Here is a 21254-nt window from a genome sequence, read left to right on the forward strand (position 1 = left end):
CATGTTCGCCACCCTCTTCCAGGGTCCGCTCGCCTTCCTCGCCGACAATCTGGTGCTCGGGGCCGATGCCCGCCCCTTCCTTCCCGCGACCGCCCTGGTCGAGGGCGAGGAACTCGCGCCGCTGCTGGCCCGCTTCGCCAGGAACTACCGGCGGCCGGAGGCTATCGCTGTGGCGACGCTCTGGTCGAAATGGCATTTTTCGATCCTGATTCCGCCCGTCCTGGCCGCGAACATCATCGCCGATTGGGGCCTGCCGATCGGCATCGGGGAGGAGATCGGCGTGATCCCCTCCGAAGACGGCCGCACCGCCGCCCTGCGCCTCCCGCATGCGGGGAGCCGTCTTACCCCAGCCAATGTCCACGAGCGTTTCGCAGCCCTGGTCGACGGCCATCTCGCCCCGATGATCGCCGCGATCTCGCGCGCCAGTCCCCTACCCCCGAAGGTACTGTGGAGCAATGCCGGAACCATCGTCGAGCACAGCCTGGGCGAGTTGGAGGCATTCCTGGGAACGGGTCATCCAGGACTCTCCCAGGCCCGCGCCGTGCTGGCGACCCGGCGCTGGGACGACGGCACGAGCAACCCGCTGTTCGAGCCCGTCCGCTACAGCACCGAAAGAGGACGCAGGCGCAGGATCTGCTGCCTGCGCTATCGCATGGACGATCTCAAGCTTTGCAAGACCTGCCCCCTCGACTGAGGGCAGGCCATAACCTGCCCAGGCGGCCGACCGGGCGCTCCCGCGGACCTCGATCGAGCGAGCCTACTCCCCATCATCCGGGATGTTCAGGACATGGCCGCAAGCCTTGCAGTGCACTGCGTCCGCCTCATGCCGGGAAAGCCCGCATTGGGGACAGCTGAAATTCACCTTGTGCGGCCGCACGATTGCCTGGGCCAGACGCACGAACAGGGACACGCCGATGATCATGGCGACGATGGAGGTGAGCTTGCCGAGATTGCCCGGCAGGGTGATGTCGCCGAAGCCTGTCGTGGTCACCGTGGCGACGGTGAAATAGAGGGCCTGGATATAGCCCTCGAAGCCATTCCCGTAGAACACGGTGTAGACGAAGCTGGAGACCAGGAACAGGAACACCGTGAGGTCGATCACGGCTCGTAGCGTGTCTTCCATCTGCCGATAGCCCGACTTGCGCAGCGCCAGCGTGAACAGATTGCTCTTGCTCAACGACCAGATGCGCAGCACGCGCAGGAACAGGTTGGAGAAGGCAGGCACCACGAAAGTGGCGAGAATGGCCAGGTCGATCCAGGTCATCGGCAGCAGCGCCCACTTTTTCAGGCTGGGCGCGACGAGGGCGCTGGCCGCGAGTTCAAGCACGATGACCGCAGCGACGATGACATTGATGGCGGCATGCCAGGCCTCGTTCTTCATGCTCGGCCCGGCGATGAAGAAGGCGAGAATGCCGACATCGATGATGAAGCGCAGGATCTGGAAGCTGACGGCCTTCCGGCTCGAGCCAAAATAGAGCCCCCGGAGCGTATAGCGAATATCAGCGAGCGCGATCATGCCGCATTTCCTCTCAACCATGGGCTTTCCTGGCCGACCGATGCGTGTACGGTGCTCGGATCGGACCAAGCGCGTTTGGGCGAAAACGCCGCCCTACCCTAACGTCGCGCTTCGTCAAGTCCGTACGATTCTTGTGCCCTCGCGCTGTTTACTCACAAGGTTGCGCAGCCTCGACATGTGTCGGGAGCGTCGCCCCTCACACAGCGGCAAATCCAGGGTGCGTTCAACAACAAGGTGCAGCTTCCCGACCAACCCTGTGGAGGCCGGGCGAGACGAACCAGCTTGACCGGACCCGGCATTGAGGGCATAACGATACACAAATAAGTTATAGATTACATAGTAATGTAACATGGGGATACGATATGGGACGCCTGGCGCGATTGACTGCCGTGCTTGCACTGACACTGCTTCCGGCTGCCGGACCGGCATGGGCTGATGCCGCCAAGGGCGGCGTTATCGATGTCGCCACCGTCGGCGAACCGCCCACGCTCGACCCGATGGCCTCGACCGCCGATCTCGTGGGCATCGTCTCGCAGCACATCTTCGAAACGCTTTTCACCTTCGACAAGGATTGGGGCGTCACTCCTCTGCTCGCCGCCGAGATGCCGAAGATCTCGGCCGACGGCCTGACCTACACCATCCCCCTGCGCACCGGCATCAAGTTCCATGACGGTTCGGTGATGAACTCCGCCGACGTCATCGCCTCGCTGCAGCGCTGGACGAAGATCGCCACGCGCGGCAAGCAGACGGCGGAAATGATCGCCGCCATCGAGGCGACCGACGATCACACCGTCACCATCAAGCTCAAGAAGCCCTATGCGCCGCTGCTGGCCCTGCTCGCCTTCAACAATGCCGCGGCGATCATCATTCCGGCCAAGAATGCCGGGCAGGATCCCCTGACGAGCTTCATCGGCACCGGGCCCTACAAGCTCAAGGAGCGCAAGCCCGACCAGTTCATCCAGCTGGCGCGCTTTGACGACTACGCTTCCCGCCCGGGCGAGCCCAATGGCTATGGCGGCGCGCGCAAGCAATATCTCGACGAGATCCGCTTCGTGCCGGTGCCCGATCCCAATACCCGCGTCGAAGGCGCCGCCGCCGGCCAGTTCGCCTATGTCGACTCCCTGCCCGTCGAGGCTTTCGACAAGATTTCCAAGGGCAAGACCGCCCCGGTCCTGCTGAAGCCCTTCGGCTGGCCGGTCCTGTTCATGAACAACAAGGAAGGCCTCGCCTCCGACATCCGCATCCGCAAGGCGATCCAGGCGGCACTGGCGCCGCAGGACATGATGCTGGCCGCCTTCGGATCGGAGGAATTCTTCTCGGTCGACGGCGCCCTCTATCCCAAGGATTACAAGTGGCATACCGAGGAAGGAACGCAGCCCTACAAGCCGGAGGGCGACGTCGAGGCCGCCGCCGCCTTGCTGAAGGAGGCCGGCTATGACGGCTCCAAGCCGCTGCGCATCCTGACCAGCCGCCAATATGAGTTCCACTACAAGCTGGCGCAGGTCGCCGCCGAATATCTCAAGGCGGCCGGCTTCAAGGTCCAGCTCGACGTGGTGGAATGGGCGACGCTGACCAAGAACCGCACCGACCCCAAATTGTGGGACATCTACATCACCCACAGCCCCTTCCTGCCGGAGCCGTCCCTGACCGGCTTCATGTCGGACACCTCGCCCGGCTGGTGGGTCTCGGACAAGAAGCACGAGGCGCTCGGCGCCTTCAATGCCGAGTCCGATCCCGCCAGGCGGCTGGCCCTCTGGCCGGCCGTCCAGAAGGCTTTCTATGACGAGGCGCCCGCCTTCAAGGTCGGTAATTTCAATGCCCTCGCTGCCCAGGCCCCAAACTTGAAAGGCGTCACGCCGGCCCCCTGGCCCTATTTCTGGAATGCCTATCTGGAAGGAAAGTGAGATCGCCAGCGTGCCGAACTAGATCTGTCATTCCCGGCGAGGCCAACGGCCGAGGGAAAGAGATGGCGGCTCAAACGTCATAGCTCCCTTCTCTCCCAAAGGGAGCTCGAGAGCAGGTACCGGCCGACATCCGACGCCGGTGCCCGCGATCTTCCGGCCTCGAACAACGCAAGGCTCCATCGATGCTGCGCACGATTCTCCACCGCCTCCTCGGCATGATCATCGTGATGGCCCTCGTCGTGACGATCGTGTTCATCATCGTCCGGGTCACGCCGGGCGATCCGGCCGCCATGATGCTCGGGCCCGACGCGTCCGAGGCCGATATCGCCGCCTTGCGCACCAAGCTCGGCCTGGACGGCCCGATCATCACCCAGTTCGCCTATTACGTCCTCGGCCTCGTGCAGGGTGATTTCGGCCAGTCGATCTTCCTCAACCAGCCGGTGACGCAGGCCCTCGCCGCCCGCGCCGAGCCGACCTTTTTCCTCACGCTGTTCTCGCTGCTGATCGCCAGCATCATCGCCCTGCCGGTGGGCATCCTCTCGGCCTATTGGCGCGGCTCGCTGTTCGACCAGGCGGCGACCACGCTCGCCATGTTCGCCGCCAGCGTGCCGAGTTTCTGGCTCGGCCTCGTCCTGATGCAGATCTTCGCGGTGAAGCTCGGCTGGTTCGACACCTCCGGCTATGGCGGCCCCGGCGCGTCCTTTGGCGAGCGCCTCAATCACCTGGTCCTGCCGGCAGTGGCCCTGGGCGTGGTCTCCTCGGCCCTGATCACCCGTTTCACCCGCGCCTCGATGCTCGACGTGCTCTCGGACGACTATGTGCGTACCGCCCGCTCCAAGGGCATGAGCGAATGGCGGGTGGTGATCAGGCATGCCTTCAAAAATGCGCTGATCCCGATCCTCACCGTCATCGGCCTCACCGCCGCGCTGCTGATCTCCGGCGCCGTGGTGACCGAGACCGTGTTCGGCGTGCCGGGCATCGGCAACCTCGTGGTGTCCGCCGTGCTCCGGCGCGACTACCCCGTGATCCAGGGAGCCCTGCTGGTGATCGCCGGGCTCTATGTCCTCGTCAATTTCGGCATCGACATGCTCTACCTCCTCATCGATCCGAGGGTGCGCTACTGATGGCCGACATCTCCTCCTCCTACCAGGCGGCGCCCGGCCTGCTGTCCCGCCTGATCAGACGGCCGACCTCCTTCATCGGTCTTGCCGTTCTCACCGTCATCGCCCTGGCCGCGATCCTCGCGCCGCTGGTCGCCCCCTATTCGCCGACCAAGCTCTCGGTCGCCAATCGCCTGAACGGCCCGAGCCTCGCCCATCTGTTCGGCACCGACGATCTCGGGCGCGACATCTTCACCCGCATGCTCTATGCGGCCCAGACCTCCCTGTCCGTCGGCCTCGCCGTGGTGGTGCTGGCCTCGCTGATCGGCATCGCGCTCGGCCTCACCGCGGGCTTCTTCCGTGAGGCCGACACGCCCCTCTCGCGTCTGATCGACGCGATGATGGCCTTCCCCGACATCCTGCTGGCGATCGCGCTGGTGGCCGCCCTCGGCGCCTCGGCCATCAACGTCGTCATCGCGCTCGGCATCGTCTATGCCCCGCGCCTTGCCCGCGTGGTGCGCGCCTCCACCCTGGTCATCCGGGAACTGCCCTATGTCGAGGCCGCCCGCGCCCTCGGCGTGCCGACCTGGAAGATCCTGCTGCGCCATGTCCTGCGCAACGTCACCTCGCCCCTGCTGGTGCAGGGCACCTTCATCTTCGCCAATGCCATCCTCGCCGAAGCGGGCCTGTCCTTCCTCGGCGTCGGCATTTCGCCCGACACGCCGACCTGGGGCACCATGATCAGCGTCGGGCGCCAATTCATGGACAAAGCGGGCTGGCTCATGTGGTTTCCCGGGGCCGCCATCGTCGTCACCGTGCTGTCGCTGCAACTGGTCGGCGACGGCCTGCGCGATCTCCTCGATCCGCGCTTGGCAAAGGATATCTGAGCCATGATCGGCAACCATTTCCCCCGCGCCGACCGGCCGCTGCTCATCAAGGGTGCGAGGACCATCGGCTTCGCGGCCCCGGCCGGCACGCCCCTCGACATCCTCGTCGACCGGGAGGGCCGCATCGCCGAGGTCGCGGCCTCGATCGCCACCGGTGACGATATCCGCGTCCTCGATGCCGGCGGGGGCTTACTGTCGCCGGGCTGGACCGATCTTCACGTCCATGTCTGGTATGGCGGCACCGACATCTCGCTCCGCCCCGAGCAATGCGGCGCCGCGCGCGGCGTAACCACTATGGTCGACGCCGGCTCGGCCGGGGAGGCCAATTTCCACGGCCTGCGCGAGTTCATCATCGAGCCGGCGCGCGAGAACGTCTACGCCTTCCTCAATCTCGGCTCGATCGGCCTGGTCGCCTGCAATCGCGTCAGCGAGCTGATGGACATCCGCTCCATCGATTTCGAGCGCATCATCTCGACTGTCGAGAAGAACCGCGACGTCATCGTCGGCCTGAAGGTGCGGGCCAGCCACGTGATCACCGGCGGCTGGGACCTGACGCCGGTGAAGCTCGCCAAGAAGCTCGGCCGCGTCCTCAAGCTGCCGCTGATGGTGCATGTCGGCGAGCCGCCCCCGCTCTATGACGACGTCCTCGGCCTGTTGACGGGGGGCGACATCGTCACCCACTGCTTCAACGGCAAGGCCGGCAGTTCGATCCTGGAGGACGAGGATCTCTATCGCCTCGCCGAGGACGCGGCGGCGCGCGGCATCGTGCTGGATGTCGGCCATGGCGGCGCCTCCTTTTCCTTCGACGTCGCCAAGGCGGCCCTGGCGCGCGGCTTGCCACCCCGGACCATCTCGACCGACCTGCACAACCGCTCGCTCGACGGGGCGGTGTGGGACATGGCGACGACCATGTCGAAGCTGCTCTCGCTCGGCATGAAGCTGGAAGAGGTGGTCGCCGCCGTGACCACGGCGCCGCGCCGGGCCATCGGCCTTCAGGCGGATGGGCTGCTGGACAAGGGCCGGCCCGCCGAGTTCACCCTGTTCGATGTCGTCGACGCCGACATCGCCGTCAAGGACTCGCAGGGTGCGCTCAGCCGGCTCACCCAGGTGTTCGAGCCGCGCCAAGCCATTCTGGGCGCCGAGGCGATCGCCGCGCAGCGCTATGTCCCGGCACAGGCGCCGATGGCCGGCAAGCACGCCTGCCCTCATTGCGGGTGGCAGTCATGACGGGTTCGATCGCACCCGACACCATCCTCTCCGTCCAGGACCTGCGCACCTGGTTCGTCACCAAGCGCTTCGCCGCCAAGGCAGTGGATGGCGTGACCTTCGACCTCAAGCGCGGGCAGACGCTTGCCGTGGTGGGCGAATCCGGGTCGGGCAAGTCCGTCACCAGCCTGTCGATCATGGGGCTGCTCTCCAGGCCCGGCATCATCGCCGGCGGCAAGATCCTGTTCCGCGACAGGGCCGGCGGCGTGCACGACCTCGCCGCCTTCACGCCCCGCCAGTTCCGCCGCATGCGCGGCAAGGAGATCGCCATGATCTTCCAGGAACCGATGACCAGCCTCAATCCGCTCTACACGGTGGGCGACCAGATCGGCGAGATGATCGCCCTGCACGAGCCGGTCAACCGCCAGGAGGCCAGGCAGCGAGCGCTCGCCATGCTCAAGCATGTCGAGATCCCCGACGCCGCCTCCCGCCTCGACGACTATCCCCACCAGATGTCCGGCGGCATGCGCCAGCGCGTGATGATCGCCATGGCGCTCGCCTGCAACCCGTCTTTGCTGATCGCCGACGAGCCGACCACCGCCCTCGACGTGACCATCCAGGCCCAGATCCTCGACCTGCTGCGCCGTCTCCAGGCCGGGTTCGGCATGTCCATCCTGTTCATCACCCATAATCTCGGCGTGGTCGCCGAGATCGCCCATGATGTGGTGGTGATGTATGGCGGCCGGGTCGTCGAGCAGGCTCCGGTCAACGACCTCTTCGCCCGTCAGCGCCACCCCTATACCAGAGGCCTGCTCGCCTGCACGCCGGACGCGGCGCGTGACATCGATGCCAATGGCGAGCGGCAGGCCCTGCATTCCATTCCGGGCACTGTGCCGCCGATCACCGCTTTGCCGCCCGGCTGTGCCTTCGGACCGCGCTGCTCCATGGCGCTCCAGGCCTGCAGCGCCGCCATTCCTGAGCTGGTGCCGACGGGTACGGCCAGCTTCTCGCGTTGCATCCGGAGCGCCGAGCTATGACGACTGCCCCCTCGCCCCAGGCCATGGCGGATACGCCCCTGCTCAGCGTGCAGAATCTCACCAAGCATTTTCCCGCCCGCAACGGGCGCATCGTCCACGCCGTCGAGGATGTCAGCTTCGATGTCCGCCGCGGCGCCACGGTCGGGCTGGTCGGCGAATCCGGTTCGGGCAAGACCACCGCCGGCCGCTCCGTGCTGCGCCTTGTCGAACCGACCTCCGGCAAGGCCATCTTCGACGGAGTGGACCTGTTCGGCCTCGGCGCCAGAGAGATGCTGGCTTATCGCCGCCGGCTGCAGATCGTGTTCCAGGACCCCTTCTCCAGCCTCAATCCGCGCATGCGCATCTCGGCCATCATCGGCGAGGCGCTCGATACCTGTGGCTATCCCCGCGGCAGAGCCCGGGCCGAACGCGTCGCCGAACTGCTCAACCTGGTCGGCCTGTCGCCCGACTATGCCACGCGCTTTCCGCATGAATTCTCCGGCGGCCAGCGCCAGCGCATCGGCATTGCCCGCGCCATCGCGGTCGAGCCCGAATTCATCGTCGCCGATGAGCCCGTCTCGGCCCTCGATGTCTCGGTGCAGGCCCAGGTTCTCAATCTGCTCGGCGATCTCAGGAAGAAGCTGGGCCTGACCATGCTGTTCATCGCCCACGACCTCTCCGTCGTCGAATATCTGTGCGACGAGGTGGTGGTGATGTATCTCGGCCGTGTCATGGAGCGGGGACCGAGCCGGCAGGTCTATGCCGCTCCCCGCCATCCCTATACCAAGGCCCTGCTCGCGACCGCGCCGGTGCCCGACCCCACCCGCCGGCGCACGCGCGTGCCGCTGCAGGGCGATATTCCGAGCCCCATCGCCCCGCCGTCGGGCTGCGTGTTCCGCACCCGCTGCCCCTCCGCCGCGCCGGCCTGCTCGACCACCATCCCGCCGGTCGAGCCTGTCGGCGGCGGGCACCACGTCGCCTGCATCCGCCAAGCCGAGCTCTTCGCATGACGACTGCGCTGTTTGCATTATTGGAGTGTTTTCAATGACCATTTCCGGGACGGTTCCGCGCCCGCACGCCTCGCCCTATGAGCGGCTGGCAGCCCTCGGAATCAAACTTCCCGTCGCGCCCGCGCCCATTGCCAATTTCGTCACCCATGTGCAGGAGGGCAAATTGCTGTTCCTGTCCGGCCAGGGGCCGAACCATGCCGACGGCCGCTCGCATACCGGCAAGGTCGGCGCCGAAGTCTCGATCGAGGAAGCCTATCAGCATGCCCGCCTGACCGGCATCAACCTGATCGCCGTGATGCAGGACGCGCTCGGCGATCTCTCCAGGGTGCGGCGGGTGGTCAAGCTGTTCGGCATGGTGAATGCGGCGCCCGATTTCGCCCAGCATCCGGCCGTGATCAACGGCTGCTCGGACCTGCTCATCGAAGTCTTCGGCGACAGCGGCGTCCATGCCCGTTCGGCGGTCGGCCAGGGCTCGCTGCCCGGCCAGATCACCGTCGAGATCGAAGCCATCGTAGCGATCGACTGAACCACTTCTACTTTCGCCTTTCGGAGCGCAATTCCTTGCCCGCCAACGATATCCGCAGCCGCCTCGGCCTGAGGCCCGTCATCAACGTATCCGGGACCATGACCTCGCTCGGCGCCTCCATCGTGGTGCCGCCGGCCGTGGAGGCGGTCTCGGCGATCCTGAGCGAGTTCGTCGAACTCGGCGACCTCCATCGCAAGGCGAGCGCGGTGATCGCCAACCTGACCGGCGCGGAGGCCGGCTTCATCACCGCCTCCTGCTCGGCCGCGATCAGCCTCGCCGTCGCCGCTGCTATGACCGGCGCCGATCTGGCCGCCATCGAACGCCTGCCCGACACCACCGGCCTCAAGAACGAGGTGATCATCCAGTCCGGCCACATGGTCAGCTATGGGGCGCCCGTCGAGCAGGCGATCCGCCTTGCAGGCGCGAAGGTTGTCGCTATCGGACAGGCCACCAGCGCCTCGGCCTACCATCTGGCCGGCGCCATCACCGATCGTACGGCCGCCGCCGTCTATGTAGTCTCCCACCACGTCGTCGACTATGCGCAGATCCCGCTCAGAATCTTCGCCAAGGTCGCCCATGAACGCGGCATTCCTGTTATCGTCGATGCCGCCTCCGAATATGATCTCCAGGGCTTCCTGGCCGATGGCGCCGACCTCGTCCTTTATTCCGGCCACAAGTTCCTGGGCGGCCCGACCTCCGGCATCGTGGCCGGTCCCAAGGAGCTGGTGCGCAATGTCTATCTGCAGAACCGGGGCATCGGCCGCGGCATGAAGGTGGGCAAGGAAGGCATCGTCGGCACGCTGGCTGCCCTGCAGGCCTGGAAGACGCGCGATCACGATGGCATCCGCGCCCGCGAGCGCAAGGCCCTCGACTACTGGGTGATGGCCCTCGACGGCAAGGCGGGCGTGAAGGCGGTGATCGTGCCCGACCCGACCAATAATCCGCTCGACCGGCTCCAGGTCTTCGTCGATCCCCAGGAAGCCCGCATCACCGCCTGGGACCTTGCCGACCGCCTTGCCGCCGGCGATTGCCCGGTGATCGTGCGCGATCACGAGGTCGAGCACGGTTATTTCTTTCTCGATCCCTGCAACCTGCACCCGGATGAAGAAGATACCGTGGCGGCCCGCCTCACCGAGGAACTCGAACAGGCCCGCAAGTCCAATCTGCCGATTGCCACCCCCTTCGAGGATCGCCTGCTGGCCAAAGAGGCCGCCATTCTGCAATGGCCGGATTGAGCCCTGCTTGTTCAATGCCGGGAGCGCGGCATAGAATGAAGTGTGATGGAAAGCCCTGAATCCCATGTCCACGACAGCCCTCGAGCGTGACGATGCCAACGAAGGCGGTGCCACCCGGCGCCGCTCGCGCACCAGCGGCATCGACCGCGCCTTGCAGATTCTCGACTATCTGCAGAAGGTCGAGCGCCCCGCTACCGCCTATGAGATCGCGCGCGATATCGGCGCTCCGCTGTCGACGATCTACGTCATCGTTGACGACCTGGTGGAAAAGGAGATGCTCGACCGCCAGGATGGCGGCCTGCTCTGGCTCGGGCCCCGCCTCTACCATTACGGCCTGACCTATGCGCGCACGCTCGACCTCCTGACCGTGGCGGAACAGGAGATGCATGAGCTCGCCCAGAGTTCGGGCGAGACCATCCAGATCTGCGGGCGGGACGGCGACCACATGGTCGTGCTGGCCATGGAAGAGGGCAAGGATCATTTCCAAGTGACCTCGCGCGTCGGTACGCGCAGCCCGCTGAACTGGACCGCATCCGGCCGCATATTGGTCGGCCATCTGCCGGAAGCCGAGCGCCGTGCGATCTTCGCGCGCTCGGCGGTCGCCTCGCCGACCGGCCGGGCAGAGACGGACCAGAATGTGCTGGCGAAGATATCGGCCGATGCCCTCGAGCAGGGCCTTTCGATCCAAGCCGGCGATTCCGACTTCGCGGTCGCCTGCATCGCTGCTCCGATCCGCGACAATCAGGGCGCCTGCCGCGCGACGATCTCGATCGTGGTACCTGACCGAAAACTGGAGCAGAAGGACCCGGACCTGATCGCCCTGGTCAAGGCAAGCGCCCGGCGCATCGAAAGCCGGCTGGGATGGCACGCCCGGCGCTGAGGCTCATCCCGAGCTCTCGATGACTCCAACAACGAGCGTATCGAGCGCGCCAAAGCGCATATCGAGGCACAGACCGCTGCCTTCCATGCTGCGCGCGCCGACGAAATGCCTGAGCATCCGGTGGCGAGAATACCGCCGGCCGCCCTGCAGCACACGTTGGGAGCCGGTCAGCCGTCGATCATGATAGGCCCGAGTTGATCGGCTATCTGAACAACCGCAATGATCGGGATTTCATTTCTACGTCAGCCAAGCGACGGGAACTCGTAGCCGGTAGAGCAAAGTGCGATTCAATGAATCGCACTTTTTCCCCAACTCTTTGTTACGACGCGTTTTCCAGTCGAAATGCCTGCCGATTTTTCTTAAAAACGCTCCAGCCGCCTTCCCGCCGATACCCTCAACCGTCCACCGCAACCGACGAGACTTGAAAGAGAGCCTTATGCCGGAAAGCCTGCTGCACCATTTCGACTGGATCACCAGCCCCGTCGGCTGGGCCGCCCTTGCGACGCTGGTCGTGCTGGAAGTGGTTCTCGGCATCGACAATCTGATCTTCATTTCGATCCTCACCAATAAGCTTCCCAAGCACCAGCAGGCGCGGGCGCGGCGTCTAGGCATCTCGGCAGCCCTGATCATGCGGCTGCTGCTGCTGGCGACGATCTCCTTCATCGTCCAGCTCACGCAGCCCGTGTTCACGCTGTTCGACCATGCCTTTTCATGGCGCGACCTGATCCTGATCGCGGGCGGCCTGTTCCTCGTCTGGAAGGCAACGAAGGAGATCCATCATACCGTCGACGTGGACGACGATAAGAGCAACATGGTCGGGGAGGCGTTGCAGTTGTCCATGGCCGCCGCCATCTTTCAGATCCTGCTGCTGGACATTGTCTTCTCGATCGATTCGATCATCACCGCCGTCGGCATGACCGATGAAATCGCGATCATGTATATCGCCGTCATCGCGGCGGTTTCGGTGATGATGGTGGCAGCCGCGCCTCTCGCCTCCTTCATCGAGAAGAACCCCACCATCGTCATGCTCGCGCTGGGATTCCTGCTGATGATCGGCATGACGCTCATAGCCGATGGCATGGGCTATCATGTGCCTAAGGGCTACATCTATGCCGCGATGGGCTTTTCGGCGCTTGTCGAGGGGCTGAACATGCTGACACGCAGGAAAAAGGCCAAACGCCAAAAACAAGGCAACGAGACCCGGTGACCGAGCCGCGAGGCTCCAGCGGCTGGTCTTCGTCTAACCGCAATGTCGGCGTCCGGGCTCGCCGGGCAATTGCCGCCCTCCACATCGGCATTTCTGGTGACCTGCCCGGGAGCTGCTTCGGGCATGAGCCGTCAGGGAAGGAACGGAGCCGAGATGCGCATCGAAGCGGCATCAATCAGCAATCATCCACCAGATGACGTGAACGTCATCATCGAAGTTGCGCTTTGGCGGCCCGATGAAGAAGCCGCTCATCACGGGCTAAAGTCTGCGTCATTCAGCCCCCTGGACCTCTTCCCTCCAGGTCACAAGCAGCGCTTGCGACGCGCGCGCCTTTGTTTCTGGCACGAATTGTTGATCTGCCGTTACGGTTCCACACGCAGTGCACAGTGTGGAAACAGAAAACAATCAGGTTCATAAATATGCATCAAAAAATGAGGCCTACGGAGCATAAGGAGAACCTATTTTCTTTATTGCCCCCATAAAGATTGCTATCGCTAACAAGCACTAACAACTCGCCATCGGATCTCGGCTTTTTATCGTCAGTAACTGAATAGACAAATATATAGTATATATTAGTTAAATTTATTGATAATATCAATTATTTTTGCTTCATGGTCAGCAAAGTTTCTTATTACACCAATTTTATATTTAAAAATACATAAAAGCCCTCCGAGAAAAGAGGAGAGTTTCAGATCGAGACGCCTTAGACGATCGGAGGGATCGATGATTATGGGGCCTGTTCCGAATGTGAGGATGGCGACCCTTGGAAGAGAGGGAATGATCCGCTCCGGGGGCGTGCGCGTATCACGGCGTTGGGGGTTTATTCCTTCACGTTGCCTTGTCGGACAGTCGGACACACAAGAGACATGAAAATAAGATTCGCCTCCAATAACAAGCTCATAAGAGATTGTATAATTTCGTCCCTGAGGGCAACGGATATATGTATTTCGGAAACCGCCGAAGACGATGAAGCAACTTCCGAGGATCTGGTCGACAACGACGTATTATTTATTTTTGTTGCGATTGGATTAAAGGATTTATTGGAGCTAATTTCGTCTCGCGAGCAGGAAGTGATGAAAATCGCGAGCACGAACAAAGTCATCATCATAACCGATGTCGAAGAGGGAGAGTATATCCGGAAATCGATGTTGCTCGGGGTGAACGGCTATATAACGATGAACCTAGGGTTCGAGATCGTGATGCCTGTGATACGAATGATTTGCGCAGGTGGAAGCTTTATTCCTGCCCACTGCTTCCTGTCTGCAAAGCAGACTATATACAACAGCAAACAAGTAATTACTCAAGACAAAAATCTTACGGACAGACAGATCGAAATCCTGTCATTTCTCAAACAGGGAAAAAAATCCAAGGATATTGCTTCCATGCTGTCTATTTCAGAAAGCACGGTTGGCGTTCATGTCATGAATATAATGCGAAAGCTCGGAATCAAGAAAAGGAATGAAATGATGTCAGTGCATGGGATCATGAATAACATTCCTAAATTCAACGCACTCCATTTATAAGAAAGTGATAAATCAAGTATCGAAAAATCCAACAATATTACTCAGGGTCAAACCTCCCGCAATCTGCGGATTGCGACAATATCGCCCGGACTCGGCGACGTTCCTCAGACGACGACAACAACCGAGCCTGCCGCATATGGCGGTTTTCGATCCGACCGGGACCGGAAGGACGCGTCCATCTTGTCGAATTCATGAACGATATCCGAACAGTCTGACTGACTATCGTTCTAGGCCGCCCGGTTTTTCGACGCTATCAGGAGTTCAGCCTCGAGCAGCGCGAATTCGACCATGAGATCACCAACCGAGAGTTCGGGGTGCTTGTCCATGAACTGACGGGCACGCACCAGCATGGCCTCTTTGCCGAGGATCATCGCGGCTTCTAGGGGTGAAATCGAAGCACCGTCATCCTTGGCTCCGGCAAGCTCCTCGACATCGCCATTGGCGATGTGCTCTTGCCACTGAGCCTCCGTCATCTGCCCCGAGAGATAGCAGGCCCGCAGCAATTCGGGGTCCAGCTTTGGCGGATTCCGCATCTTAAATGCCCAATATCCAATAATATTTTGGTTGTTCGCATCCTCGGCAGGGCGACGGCAGCACATGTTGGATAAGTCGCGCCTGTTCAACACTAAGACAACCCACCTTGTAGGGAATTTTCCTCCCGTAGCAAAGAAATTGCAGAAAGTCAGATTAACTCGCTTGCCGGGCAATGGCTGCGATCGGGGGCCGGATGAAGCCATGCGATCGGGCGCCGAGAGTGTCCGGGGCTCTCTGCGATCCGTCCGACAGCGCAGCGCGCGAAGGGGCGCCGACATAAGGTTTAGGGACAGAACGTCTCAGGCCAGATAGCGCCTGAACCAGGCGATAGTACGATCCCAGGCGAGCTTGGCCGCCGCCTCGTCGTAGCGAGGGGTGGAATCGTTGTGAAAGCCGTGGTTCACGCCGGGGTAGATATGGGCCTCATAGGTCTTGCCGCCGGCCTTGAGCGCAGCCTCATAGGCCGGCCAGCCTTCATTGATGCGGGTATCGAGTTCCGCATAGTGGATCAGCAACGGCGCCTTGATGCGCGGCACGTCCTCGGCCTTGGGCTGGCGCCCATAGAAGGGCACGGCGGCAGCAAGCTCGGGATAGGCCACCGCCGTGGCATTGGCGACGCCGCCGCCATAGCAAAAGCCGGTCATGCCGACCTTGCCGGTGCCGGACTTGTGCTTCATCAGGAACTCGGTCGCCGCGAAGAAATCGTTCATCAGCTTTTCGGGATCGACCTTGGCCTGCAGGTCCCGCCCCTTGTCGTCATTGCCCGGATAGCCGCCGACCGAACTCAGGCCATCGGGCGCCAGGGCAACGAACCCCGCCTTGGCCACGCGACGCGCCACATCCTCTATATAGGGGTTGAGACCCCTGTTCTCGTGGACGACGACCACGCCGGGGACGGGACCGGCCGCCTTGGCTGGACGCACGAAATAGCCTCTGACATCGCCATGCCCCTTGGGCGAGGGATAGGTGATGTATTCGGCCACGATGTCCGGATCGGTGAACTGCACCTGCTGCGCATAGGCGTAGTTCGGGCTCAGCGAGGCCAGAATGGCCGTTGCCGTCAGGCCGCCCACGGCGAATTTACCGGCCCGATCGAGGAACTCGCGCTTGGAGATCTTGCCATGCGCATAATAGTCGTAGAGCTCCAGAAGCTCCTGAGGGAAATCCTTGGCCGTCATGCGGGTCATCGATCGTCCCTCCCCTTTCCAATCCGGCAGCAGCCTACATGATCTCCGGGCGGCGGGACTTCACAATGGCGAGAAGTGAGGTCGCCAGGGTGCGAGATCGCGAAGCCCGTACATATGGGCCAATCTATCGCCGGTCGTGCCGGAATTTTGCTGGCTCACGCAGGAGCACCAGATTATCCAGTTGGCTTTCAAAACACCGCCTGGCCGGAGAGCCTCCGCCAAGATTGAAAGGATCAACGCCAGCGCCGGCCGCCTTCGAGCAACTTCACCGGGCACCTTACGCTCCTAGAGCAAAGCGCGTTCAGGTATGAACGCTTATTTGCTCTAACTCGTCGTTCTGACGCGTCTTTGCGATTCTAGGTGACTCCGTCAAATCGCAAAACGCTATAGAGCGTTTTCTAGAAAAGTTGATAGACTTTTCGATTAAGAAAACGCGTCAAAACAAGGAATTGGAGAGCCGCGGGACTTTCAGGGAACCGTTCTTATGAAGGCTTAGGATGACGCCGCGCGAAGCGCTCCGGATCTGCAGCGCCAAACCGCTCGAAATTGCATCGTGCCTGGCTCAGAGACAGGAGACCATTGGGGCCTCCACGGACCTGACTGGCATCATGATCGTTCTGGCCGTCGTCCTCCCAGTGGCAGACTGGACAAACCTCGTAGCCACCGCGCTCACTTAGTGTCCAGTAACGGCAACAGGGGCACCGGAAGGAATTCGGGCCAGAGAGTCCGACGATGTGCTGCGAAGTCATTTGAAAGTCCCAACCGAAGACCTATTTGCTCGCCAAACCACTTCGATCGTGAGTCATTGACGCATCCCACAGGTTCTAATCGATAATATTACACATTTACTTCGCCTATAGGCGGTCAGGGATTTGCCAATCGAGGGTTCAGCGGGCCGATGGAGAGCTTTGCCCCGTGTACCGACGTCAGGAAAAAGGGCGCTTTCTGGCTAATACGGTTCACTTAAGCAGGAACCGCTCCGAATTTGTCATAGCCGGGCTTGACCCGGCTACCCAGAAGCCGCACGGATGAACCGTCGGAGAGCTGGATTGCCGGGTCAAGCCCGGCAATGACAAAGGTCGAGCACCCCGAAACGCTTAAGTGAACTGCATTAGCCTTTCTGGCGCCCTTTCTCATCACGGCGTCACATATTCCGCTGCGTTGCTGAGATGGATCATGCATCCATCAGGATCGTTGTCCCGCATCAGGGCCACCGCCATGCCCAATTCCTCGGCTGCCGCTTCGTGTCTCAGCGGATCCCGGATCCCGTCCACGCTGAGCTGCATCTGCTGGAGCCGTGATATGCTGCATTGGTTTTCCCGCGTGACCACCCCATTTGGAGCGGCAAGAGCGCTGGTTGCGAGGCCCAATGCGAGGGCCGCCGCGGCACAGACTGACTTGATCACTGGCCTTCTCCCTTGAAGCATAGCGTTTTGCGAGGAGACGGCGTCACCAGGAATCGCAAAACACTCAAGCCAATCCTTCGATTGGCTTGGAAACAAAGAATTAGAGCAAACAAGCGTTCACGCGCGCCTTGCTCTGGTGAAGAGCACCCCAAAGCCGAGGGTGCCCTTCCAAACCTCTGGCGAAAGGCCGTGTTCCACTTCATCCCGTCGGCCACGATGGGCCCGCGCGGTTCAGAGCGTCGACCGGGATCCCTGTCACAGACGCTGCTGGATGCGGCGAGCGATGTCGAACAGCCGGCGTTCGAGCAGGACCGGCGTCTCGCAGACATAGGTCAGGGAACGGCCGCGCTCTTCGAAAATGCGCTTGTCCCATTTGAGCTGCGTTTCGAGATCCTCGGTTTCCTTGCTGCCCGTCGCGCCGGGGGAATCCTTGGCGGCGCTGATCTTGTCGCTCTCGTCCCGGATGCGGTCGGCAAGCTTGTTCTGGCCGCGGGCATAGCGGCCGATGCCGCCCAGAATCTTGTCGCGCTCCTCATTGACCAGTTCGAGCACGCCTGCGAACAGGCGCGTCAGGCGGATGTCCTTGTCCGCGCCGGCCTGCTGCACGAAACCGTCGAGCAGGCCGTCGACCTCCTCGATCGGCGTGCGGCGCGAAGCGAGCTTCTGGGCCATCGCCGCCGTATCGAAATCCTTGGTCCAGTCGCCGGCCGTTGCGATGTCCGGCCCGCTCCACACCACGCCGGCGCTGAGCGTGCCGACCTTGCGCTGGACGCAGGGCCAGTCGGGATCGGGCTGGGGTTGCTGGGCTTGCACTGCATGGCCCCAATCCATGCCGGCCGCCAGCATCACCATGAGCACGGCCGGCCGAAGGGTCCGAACCATGGACCTGCCAGATAGTGCGGGCCTGCCAAATCTCATGACGCTTCTCCTTTGGGGCCGCCGCGGCGCACCATCAGGCCGCGGGACGGGTCATAGGCGATGAGCGCGGCGGCGAAGAACAGCACCGTGGTGCCAACCACCACCGCAAGCGCGACCGGCTCGAGCCGGCCATAGAGAGCAAAGCGCACCAGCTCGACCCCATGGGTGAACGGATTGGCCAGGCAGGCCAGATAAAGCCCCTCGCTTGCCTCCCGGATGCGCCAGAGCGGATAGAGCGCCGAGGAGGCGAAGAACATCGGGAAGATCACGAAGTTCATCACGCTGGCGAAATTCTCCAGCTGGCGGATCAGCGAGGACAGGAAGAGGCCGATCGAACCGAGCATCAGGCCGGTCAGCACCAGCGCGGGCAACGCCAGGACATAGCCCTGCACCGGCGCGTCGACATCCCACCAGGCCGCGATCGCCAGGAAGACATAGACCTGCAGCACCGAGACCAGCACGCTCGCCGTGAGCTTGGCGGCCAGCAGCGACCAGCGCGGGAACGGGCTGGTGAGCAGAACCCGCATCGAGCCGACCTCGCGGTCATAGACCATCGAAAGCGAGGACTGCATGCCGTAGAAGAGCTGGATCATCACGGCCAGCCCCGGCATGACATAGGTCTCGTAGAGTACATAGGTCTCGTAGGGCGGCTGGATCGAGACCCCCAGCACGTTGCGAAAGCCGGCGGCGAAGATGAACAGCCAGATCAGCGGGCGCACCAGTGCCGAGAGGAAACGCTCCTTCTGGTTGACGAAGCGCAGCATCTCCCGATGCGCGATGCCGCCGAGGCAGACGAGATAGCCCGAAAAGCTCAGCCGCGAGGAAAGCGCCGCATCCGACATCAGGCGGCCTCCCTGTCGGTCAGGCGCCGGAAGGTTTCCGCCAGGCTGGCACCACTGCGGGCGGCGAGCATGGCCGCCTTACCCTCGGCGACGATCCGGCCCCGATGCAGCACATAGACGTCGTCATCATTGGCGATCTCCTCGAAGATATGGGTCGCCCACAAAACCGCGATGCCCTCCTCGGCCACCAGCCGCCGCACGGTAGCCACGATATCGGCCCGGGCCGCAAGGTCGAGACCGACCGTCGGCTCGTCCAGGAGCAGGAGGCGGGGGCGATGCACCAGAGCGCGCGCAATCTCCACGCGCCGGGCCTGACCTCCGGAAAGTGTGCGAACCTTCTCGTCGGCCCTCTCGCCGAGGCCCACGCGCTTGAGAAGTGCGAGAATATGCTCGCGTACCGCCCGTCCGCCGAGACCGTGCAGGGCGGCGTGATAGGCAAGATTCTGGCGCACCGTCAGATCGGCATCGAGCGTGCGAGCCTGGAAGACGACGCCGAGCTCGGCAAGCGCCCGCGACGGAGTGAGGTTGAGGTCATGCCCGTAGACCTCGACACGGCCGGAGCGGTTCTGATAGAGCCGCGTCACGATCGAGAACAAGGTCGTCTTGCCGGCGCCGTTCGGTCCAAGCAGGGCGACGAAGCGGCCGGCCTGCACCTCAAGGGAGACATCGGCCAGCGCTTCGCGCTTGCCGAAGCGGTGGCCGACGGCCGAAACCGAGAGCGCCGGCTTGTCCGTGCGAACCGTCATGGTCGATCCTCGCGCCGAGAAGGCGGCAGGATACACCAGGAACGGGCAGTCCGAACAACCATCACTTGCCCTTGAGCTTGGCCTTGAGCTGAAGCAGACCGGCCAGATAGATATCCGCCACGGCCTTGCGCGCGGCGTCCCCAGACACGCCCTTGGGATCGAAGGTCGAGGACCAGGTGATGGCGATCTTGCCCGGCTCGTCGTCTTCTTCCACCTTCAGCGTGGAGACGTAATTCTCGATCGGCAGGGGACTTTCGAGGATGGCATAGGTGTAGGACGTGTCCTTGTCGTCCCACTTGACCAGCTTTTCGACGAATTTGGCGCCGTCCTTCGTGGTGAGGGTGCGGATCTTGGCGCCATCCTTCTCCGAAAGCTCGCAGGAGGCGATGGCCGGGTGCCAGGTCTTGATGCCGCAGAAATCGCCGATCAGGGCCCAGGCCTTGGCCGGCGTCCCCTTGCCCTCGACGCGATTGGAGTTCTTTTCCGCGAGGGCCGGGCCGCAGGCAAGGCCCAGTACCGTCAGGGCGCCGACAAGAGTTGCGATACGCATGGTCTTCCTCCCCAAGTCTTTCGAATCATCTTGCTGTTGAAGCGTCTCGTCAGTTCGGCGAGACCACCACGCCCCAGGGTGCCTCGCCGACCGGAATGGTCTTGATCACCTTCTGGCTTGCGACATCGATCACCGACACGTCGTTGGAATTGCCGTTGGTGGCGTAGAGATATTTTTCGTCCGGCGTGAAGGCGAGCTGCCAGACGCGCTGGCCCACCAGCAGATATTTCTCGACTTCGAGCGTCTCGCCATTGATCACCGCCACGCGATTGGCCGGCCCGAGCGCCACGAAGGCGGTCTTGCCGTCCTTGGTGACGCGCACGCCGACGGGCTGGATCGTCTCGGCCGTGACGCCGGGGATCTGGAACTCGATTTTCTTGAGGATCTTGCGGGTACCCGGCTCGATCACGCTGACGGTGCCGCCGACCTCGGAACTCACCCACACCTTGGAATTGTCCTTGTTGAACTCGGCAAAGCGCGGGCGCGAATCGACCAGCACGCTATCGATCACCTGGAAGCTGGTGGTGTCGATGAAATGGGCCATGTTGGTGGTTTCGGAGGTATTCACCAGCACCTTGCCGTCAGGGCTGATGCCCATGCCCTCCGGCTCGACGCCGACGGGCACGGTGGCGAGCACCTTGTTCTCACGCACGTCGAGCACCGTCACCTGGGCATCGTCCTCATTGGCGATATAGAGGGGATTGCCGGAAGGGTGCAGGATGAAGAGCTCGGGATCGGGGCCGGACTGCAAGGTGCGCGCCACCTTCATCGTCGCCGTGTCGATCACCTCGACGCCGTCATCGTCGCTGGCGCACAGATAGAGGGACTTGCCGTCGTTGGAGATGGTGATGCCCCGCGGGCGCCGGCCGGTCGGCACGGTCTGCTTGACGGTCTGGGTCTCGGAATCGATCACGGTGATCGAATTGCCCTTCTCGTTGGAGACATAGACCGTATAAGCCTGCGCGGTTCCGGCCAGGCAAGCGGCCGCCAGCCCCAAAAAAGCAGCCTTGGCGAAATGCGGCATGATCGGTTCCTCTCCAGGCGGGCATTCCCGCAGCGCG

The 21254-nt window shown here is 62.6% G+C and carries 22 protein-coding genes; 12 read left to right on the top strand and 10 right to left on the bottom strand.

Going from position 1 to position 21254, the window contains the following annotated elements; genetic code table 11:
• The first annotated feature begins 1 nt into the window (after position 1).
• Positions 2 to 694, top strand: a complete 693-nt coding sequence (gene fhuF, locus C5L14_RS19225) for a siderophore-iron reductase FhuF (RefSeq protein WP_181161251.1) — start codon at positions 2 to 4, stop codon at positions 692 to 694.
• 63 nt (positions 695 to 757) lie between these two features.
• Here fhuF and C5L14_RS19230 read toward each other — a convergent pair whose 3' ends face one another.
• Positions 758 to 1516 carry a potassium channel family protein gene (locus C5L14_RS19230; protein WP_245443433.1) on the bottom strand — a complete coding sequence of 253 codons (759 nt, stop codon included), beginning with the start codon at positions 1514 to 1516 and terminating at the stop codon, positions 758 to 760.
• A gap of 371 nt (positions 1517 to 1887) precedes the next feature.
• Here C5L14_RS19230 and C5L14_RS19235 point away from each other — a divergent pair, with 371 nt between their 5' ends.
• The 11 genes from C5L14_RS19235 to C5L14_RS19285 all read left to right on the top strand — a co-directional run bounded on the left by C5L14_RS19235 (position 1888) and on the right by C5L14_RS19285 (position 14010).
• The gene (locus C5L14_RS19235; RefSeq protein ID WP_428832641.1) at positions 1888 to 3420 is read left to right on the top strand and encodes an ABC transporter substrate-binding protein; all 1533 of its coding nucleotides are present in this window, start codon (positions 1888 to 1890) and stop codon (positions 3418 to 3420) included.
• Positions 3421 to 3602: 182 nt separating this feature from the next.
• Positions 3603 to 4544: an ABC transporter permease gene (locus C5L14_RS19240; RefSeq protein ID WP_105863697.1), complete on the top strand. Its 942-nt coding sequence runs from the start codon at positions 3603 to 3605 to the stop codon at positions 4542 to 4544.
• Complete coding sequence (locus tag C5L14_RS19245) at positions 4544 to 5407, top strand: ABC transporter permease (protein ID WP_105863698.1); 864 nt, start codon at positions 4544 to 4546, stop codon at positions 5405 to 5407. Before C5L14_RS19240 ends, C5L14_RS19245 begins: the two co-directional genes overlap by 1 nt.
• Before the next feature lie 3 nt (positions 5408 to 5410).
• Positions 5411 to 6634: an amidohydrolase/deacetylase family metallohydrolase gene (locus C5L14_RS19250; protein ID WP_105863699.1), complete on the top strand. Its 1224-nt coding sequence runs from the start codon at positions 5411 to 5413 to the stop codon at positions 6632 to 6634.
• An 8-nt stretch (positions 6635 to 6642) separates the two neighbouring features.
• Complete coding sequence (locus C5L14_RS19255; protein ID WP_210203269.1) at positions 6643 to 7650, top strand: ABC transporter ATP-binding protein; 1008 nt, start codon at positions 6643 to 6645, stop codon at positions 7648 to 7650.
• Entirely contained in the window at positions 7647 to 8639 is a 993-nt protein-coding gene (locus tag C5L14_RS19260; RefSeq protein ID WP_245443434.1) for an ABC transporter ATP-binding protein, read from the top strand. The genes C5L14_RS19255 and C5L14_RS19260 overlap by 4 nt, the downstream gene beginning before the upstream one ends.
• A 34-nt stretch (positions 8640 to 8673) precedes the next feature.
• Positions 8674 to 9165, top strand: coding sequence for a RidA family protein (locus tag C5L14_RS19265; protein WP_105863701.1), 492 nt, complete (start codon positions 8674 to 8676; stop codon positions 9163 to 9165).
• A 35-nt stretch (positions 9166 to 9200) separates the two neighbouring features.
• A complete protein-coding gene (locus tag C5L14_RS19270; RefSeq protein ID WP_105863702.1) occupies positions 9201 to 10400 on the top strand; it encodes an aminotransferase class V-fold PLP-dependent enzyme in 1200 nt (399 codons plus the stop codon).
• 64 nt (positions 10401 to 10464) lie between these two features.
• Positions 10465 to 11280 carry an IclR family transcriptional regulator gene (locus C5L14_RS19275; protein ID WP_105863703.1) on the top strand — a complete coding sequence of 272 codons (816 nt, stop codon included), beginning with the start codon at positions 10465 to 10467 and terminating at the stop codon, positions 11278 to 11280.
• Positions 11281 to 11716: 436 nt separating this feature from the next.
• Positions 11717 to 12487, top strand: coding sequence for a TerC family protein (locus C5L14_RS19280; RefSeq protein ID WP_105863704.1), 771 nt, complete (start codon positions 11717 to 11719; stop codon positions 12485 to 12487).
• A gap of 866 nt (positions 12488 to 13353) precedes the next feature.
• Positions 13354 to 14010, top strand: a complete 657-nt coding sequence (locus C5L14_RS19285; RefSeq protein WP_105863705.1) for a response regulator transcription factor — start codon at positions 13354 to 13356, stop codon at positions 14008 to 14010.
• 227 nt (positions 14011 to 14237) lie between these two features.
• Here C5L14_RS19285 and C5L14_RS19290 read toward each other — a convergent pair whose 3' ends face one another.
• The 9 genes from C5L14_RS19290 to C5L14_RS19325 form a co-directional block, all read right to left on the bottom strand.
• Complete coding sequence (locus C5L14_RS19290; protein WP_146126963.1) at positions 14238 to 14633, bottom strand: hypothetical protein; 396 nt, start codon at positions 14631 to 14633, stop codon at positions 14238 to 14240.
• A gap of 210 nt (positions 14634 to 14843) precedes the next feature.
• Entirely contained in the window at positions 14844 to 15731 is an 888-nt protein-coding gene (yghX, locus tag C5L14_RS19295; RefSeq protein WP_105863707.1) for a YghX family hydrolase, read from the bottom strand.
• Positions 15732 to 16213: 482 nt separating this feature from the next.
• A complete protein-coding gene (locus tag C5L14_RS30970) occupies positions 16214 to 16480 on the bottom strand; it encodes a CPCC family cysteine-rich protein (RefSeq protein WP_105863708.1) in 267 nt (88 codons plus the stop codon).
• A gap of 387 nt (positions 16481 to 16867) precedes the next feature.
• On the bottom strand, positions 16868 to 17137 hold the full coding sequence (locus tag C5L14_RS30010) for a hypothetical protein (RefSeq protein WP_146126964.1): 270 nt from the start codon (positions 17135 to 17137) through the stop codon (positions 16868 to 16870).
• A gap of 255 nt (positions 17138 to 17392) precedes the next feature.
• Complete coding sequence (locus tag C5L14_RS19305) at positions 17393 to 18019, bottom strand: hypothetical protein (RefSeq protein ID WP_105863709.1); 627 nt, start codon at positions 18017 to 18019, stop codon at positions 17393 to 17395.
• 32 nt (positions 18020 to 18051) lie between these two features.
• Positions 18052 to 18897 (bottom strand): ABC transporter permease, encoded by an 846-nt coding sequence (locus tag C5L14_RS19310; RefSeq protein WP_105863710.1) that lies wholly within the window; start codon positions 18895 to 18897, stop codon positions 18052 to 18054.
• Entirely contained in the window at positions 18897 to 19643 is a 747-nt protein-coding gene (locus tag C5L14_RS19315; RefSeq protein ID WP_105863711.1) for an ABC transporter ATP-binding protein, read from the bottom strand. The genes C5L14_RS19310 and C5L14_RS19315 overlap by 1 nt, the downstream gene beginning before the upstream one ends.
• 61 nt (positions 19644 to 19704) lie before the next feature.
• Complete coding sequence (locus tag C5L14_RS19320) at positions 19705 to 20193, bottom strand: SRPBCC family protein (RefSeq protein WP_105863712.1); 489 nt, start codon at positions 20191 to 20193, stop codon at positions 19705 to 19707.
• A gap of 49 nt (positions 20194 to 20242) precedes the next feature.
• A complete protein-coding gene (locus C5L14_RS19325) occupies positions 20243 to 21217 on the bottom strand; it encodes a YVTN family beta-propeller repeat protein (protein WP_105863713.1) in 975 nt (324 codons plus the stop codon).
• Between the last annotated feature and the right edge of the window lie 37 nt (positions 21218 to 21254).

The sequence above is a fragment of the Labrys okinawensis genome (genome assembly GCF_002982075.1).
GTDB lineage: Bacteria > Pseudomonadota > Alphaproteobacteria > Rhizobiales > Labraceae > Labrys > Labrys okinawensis_A.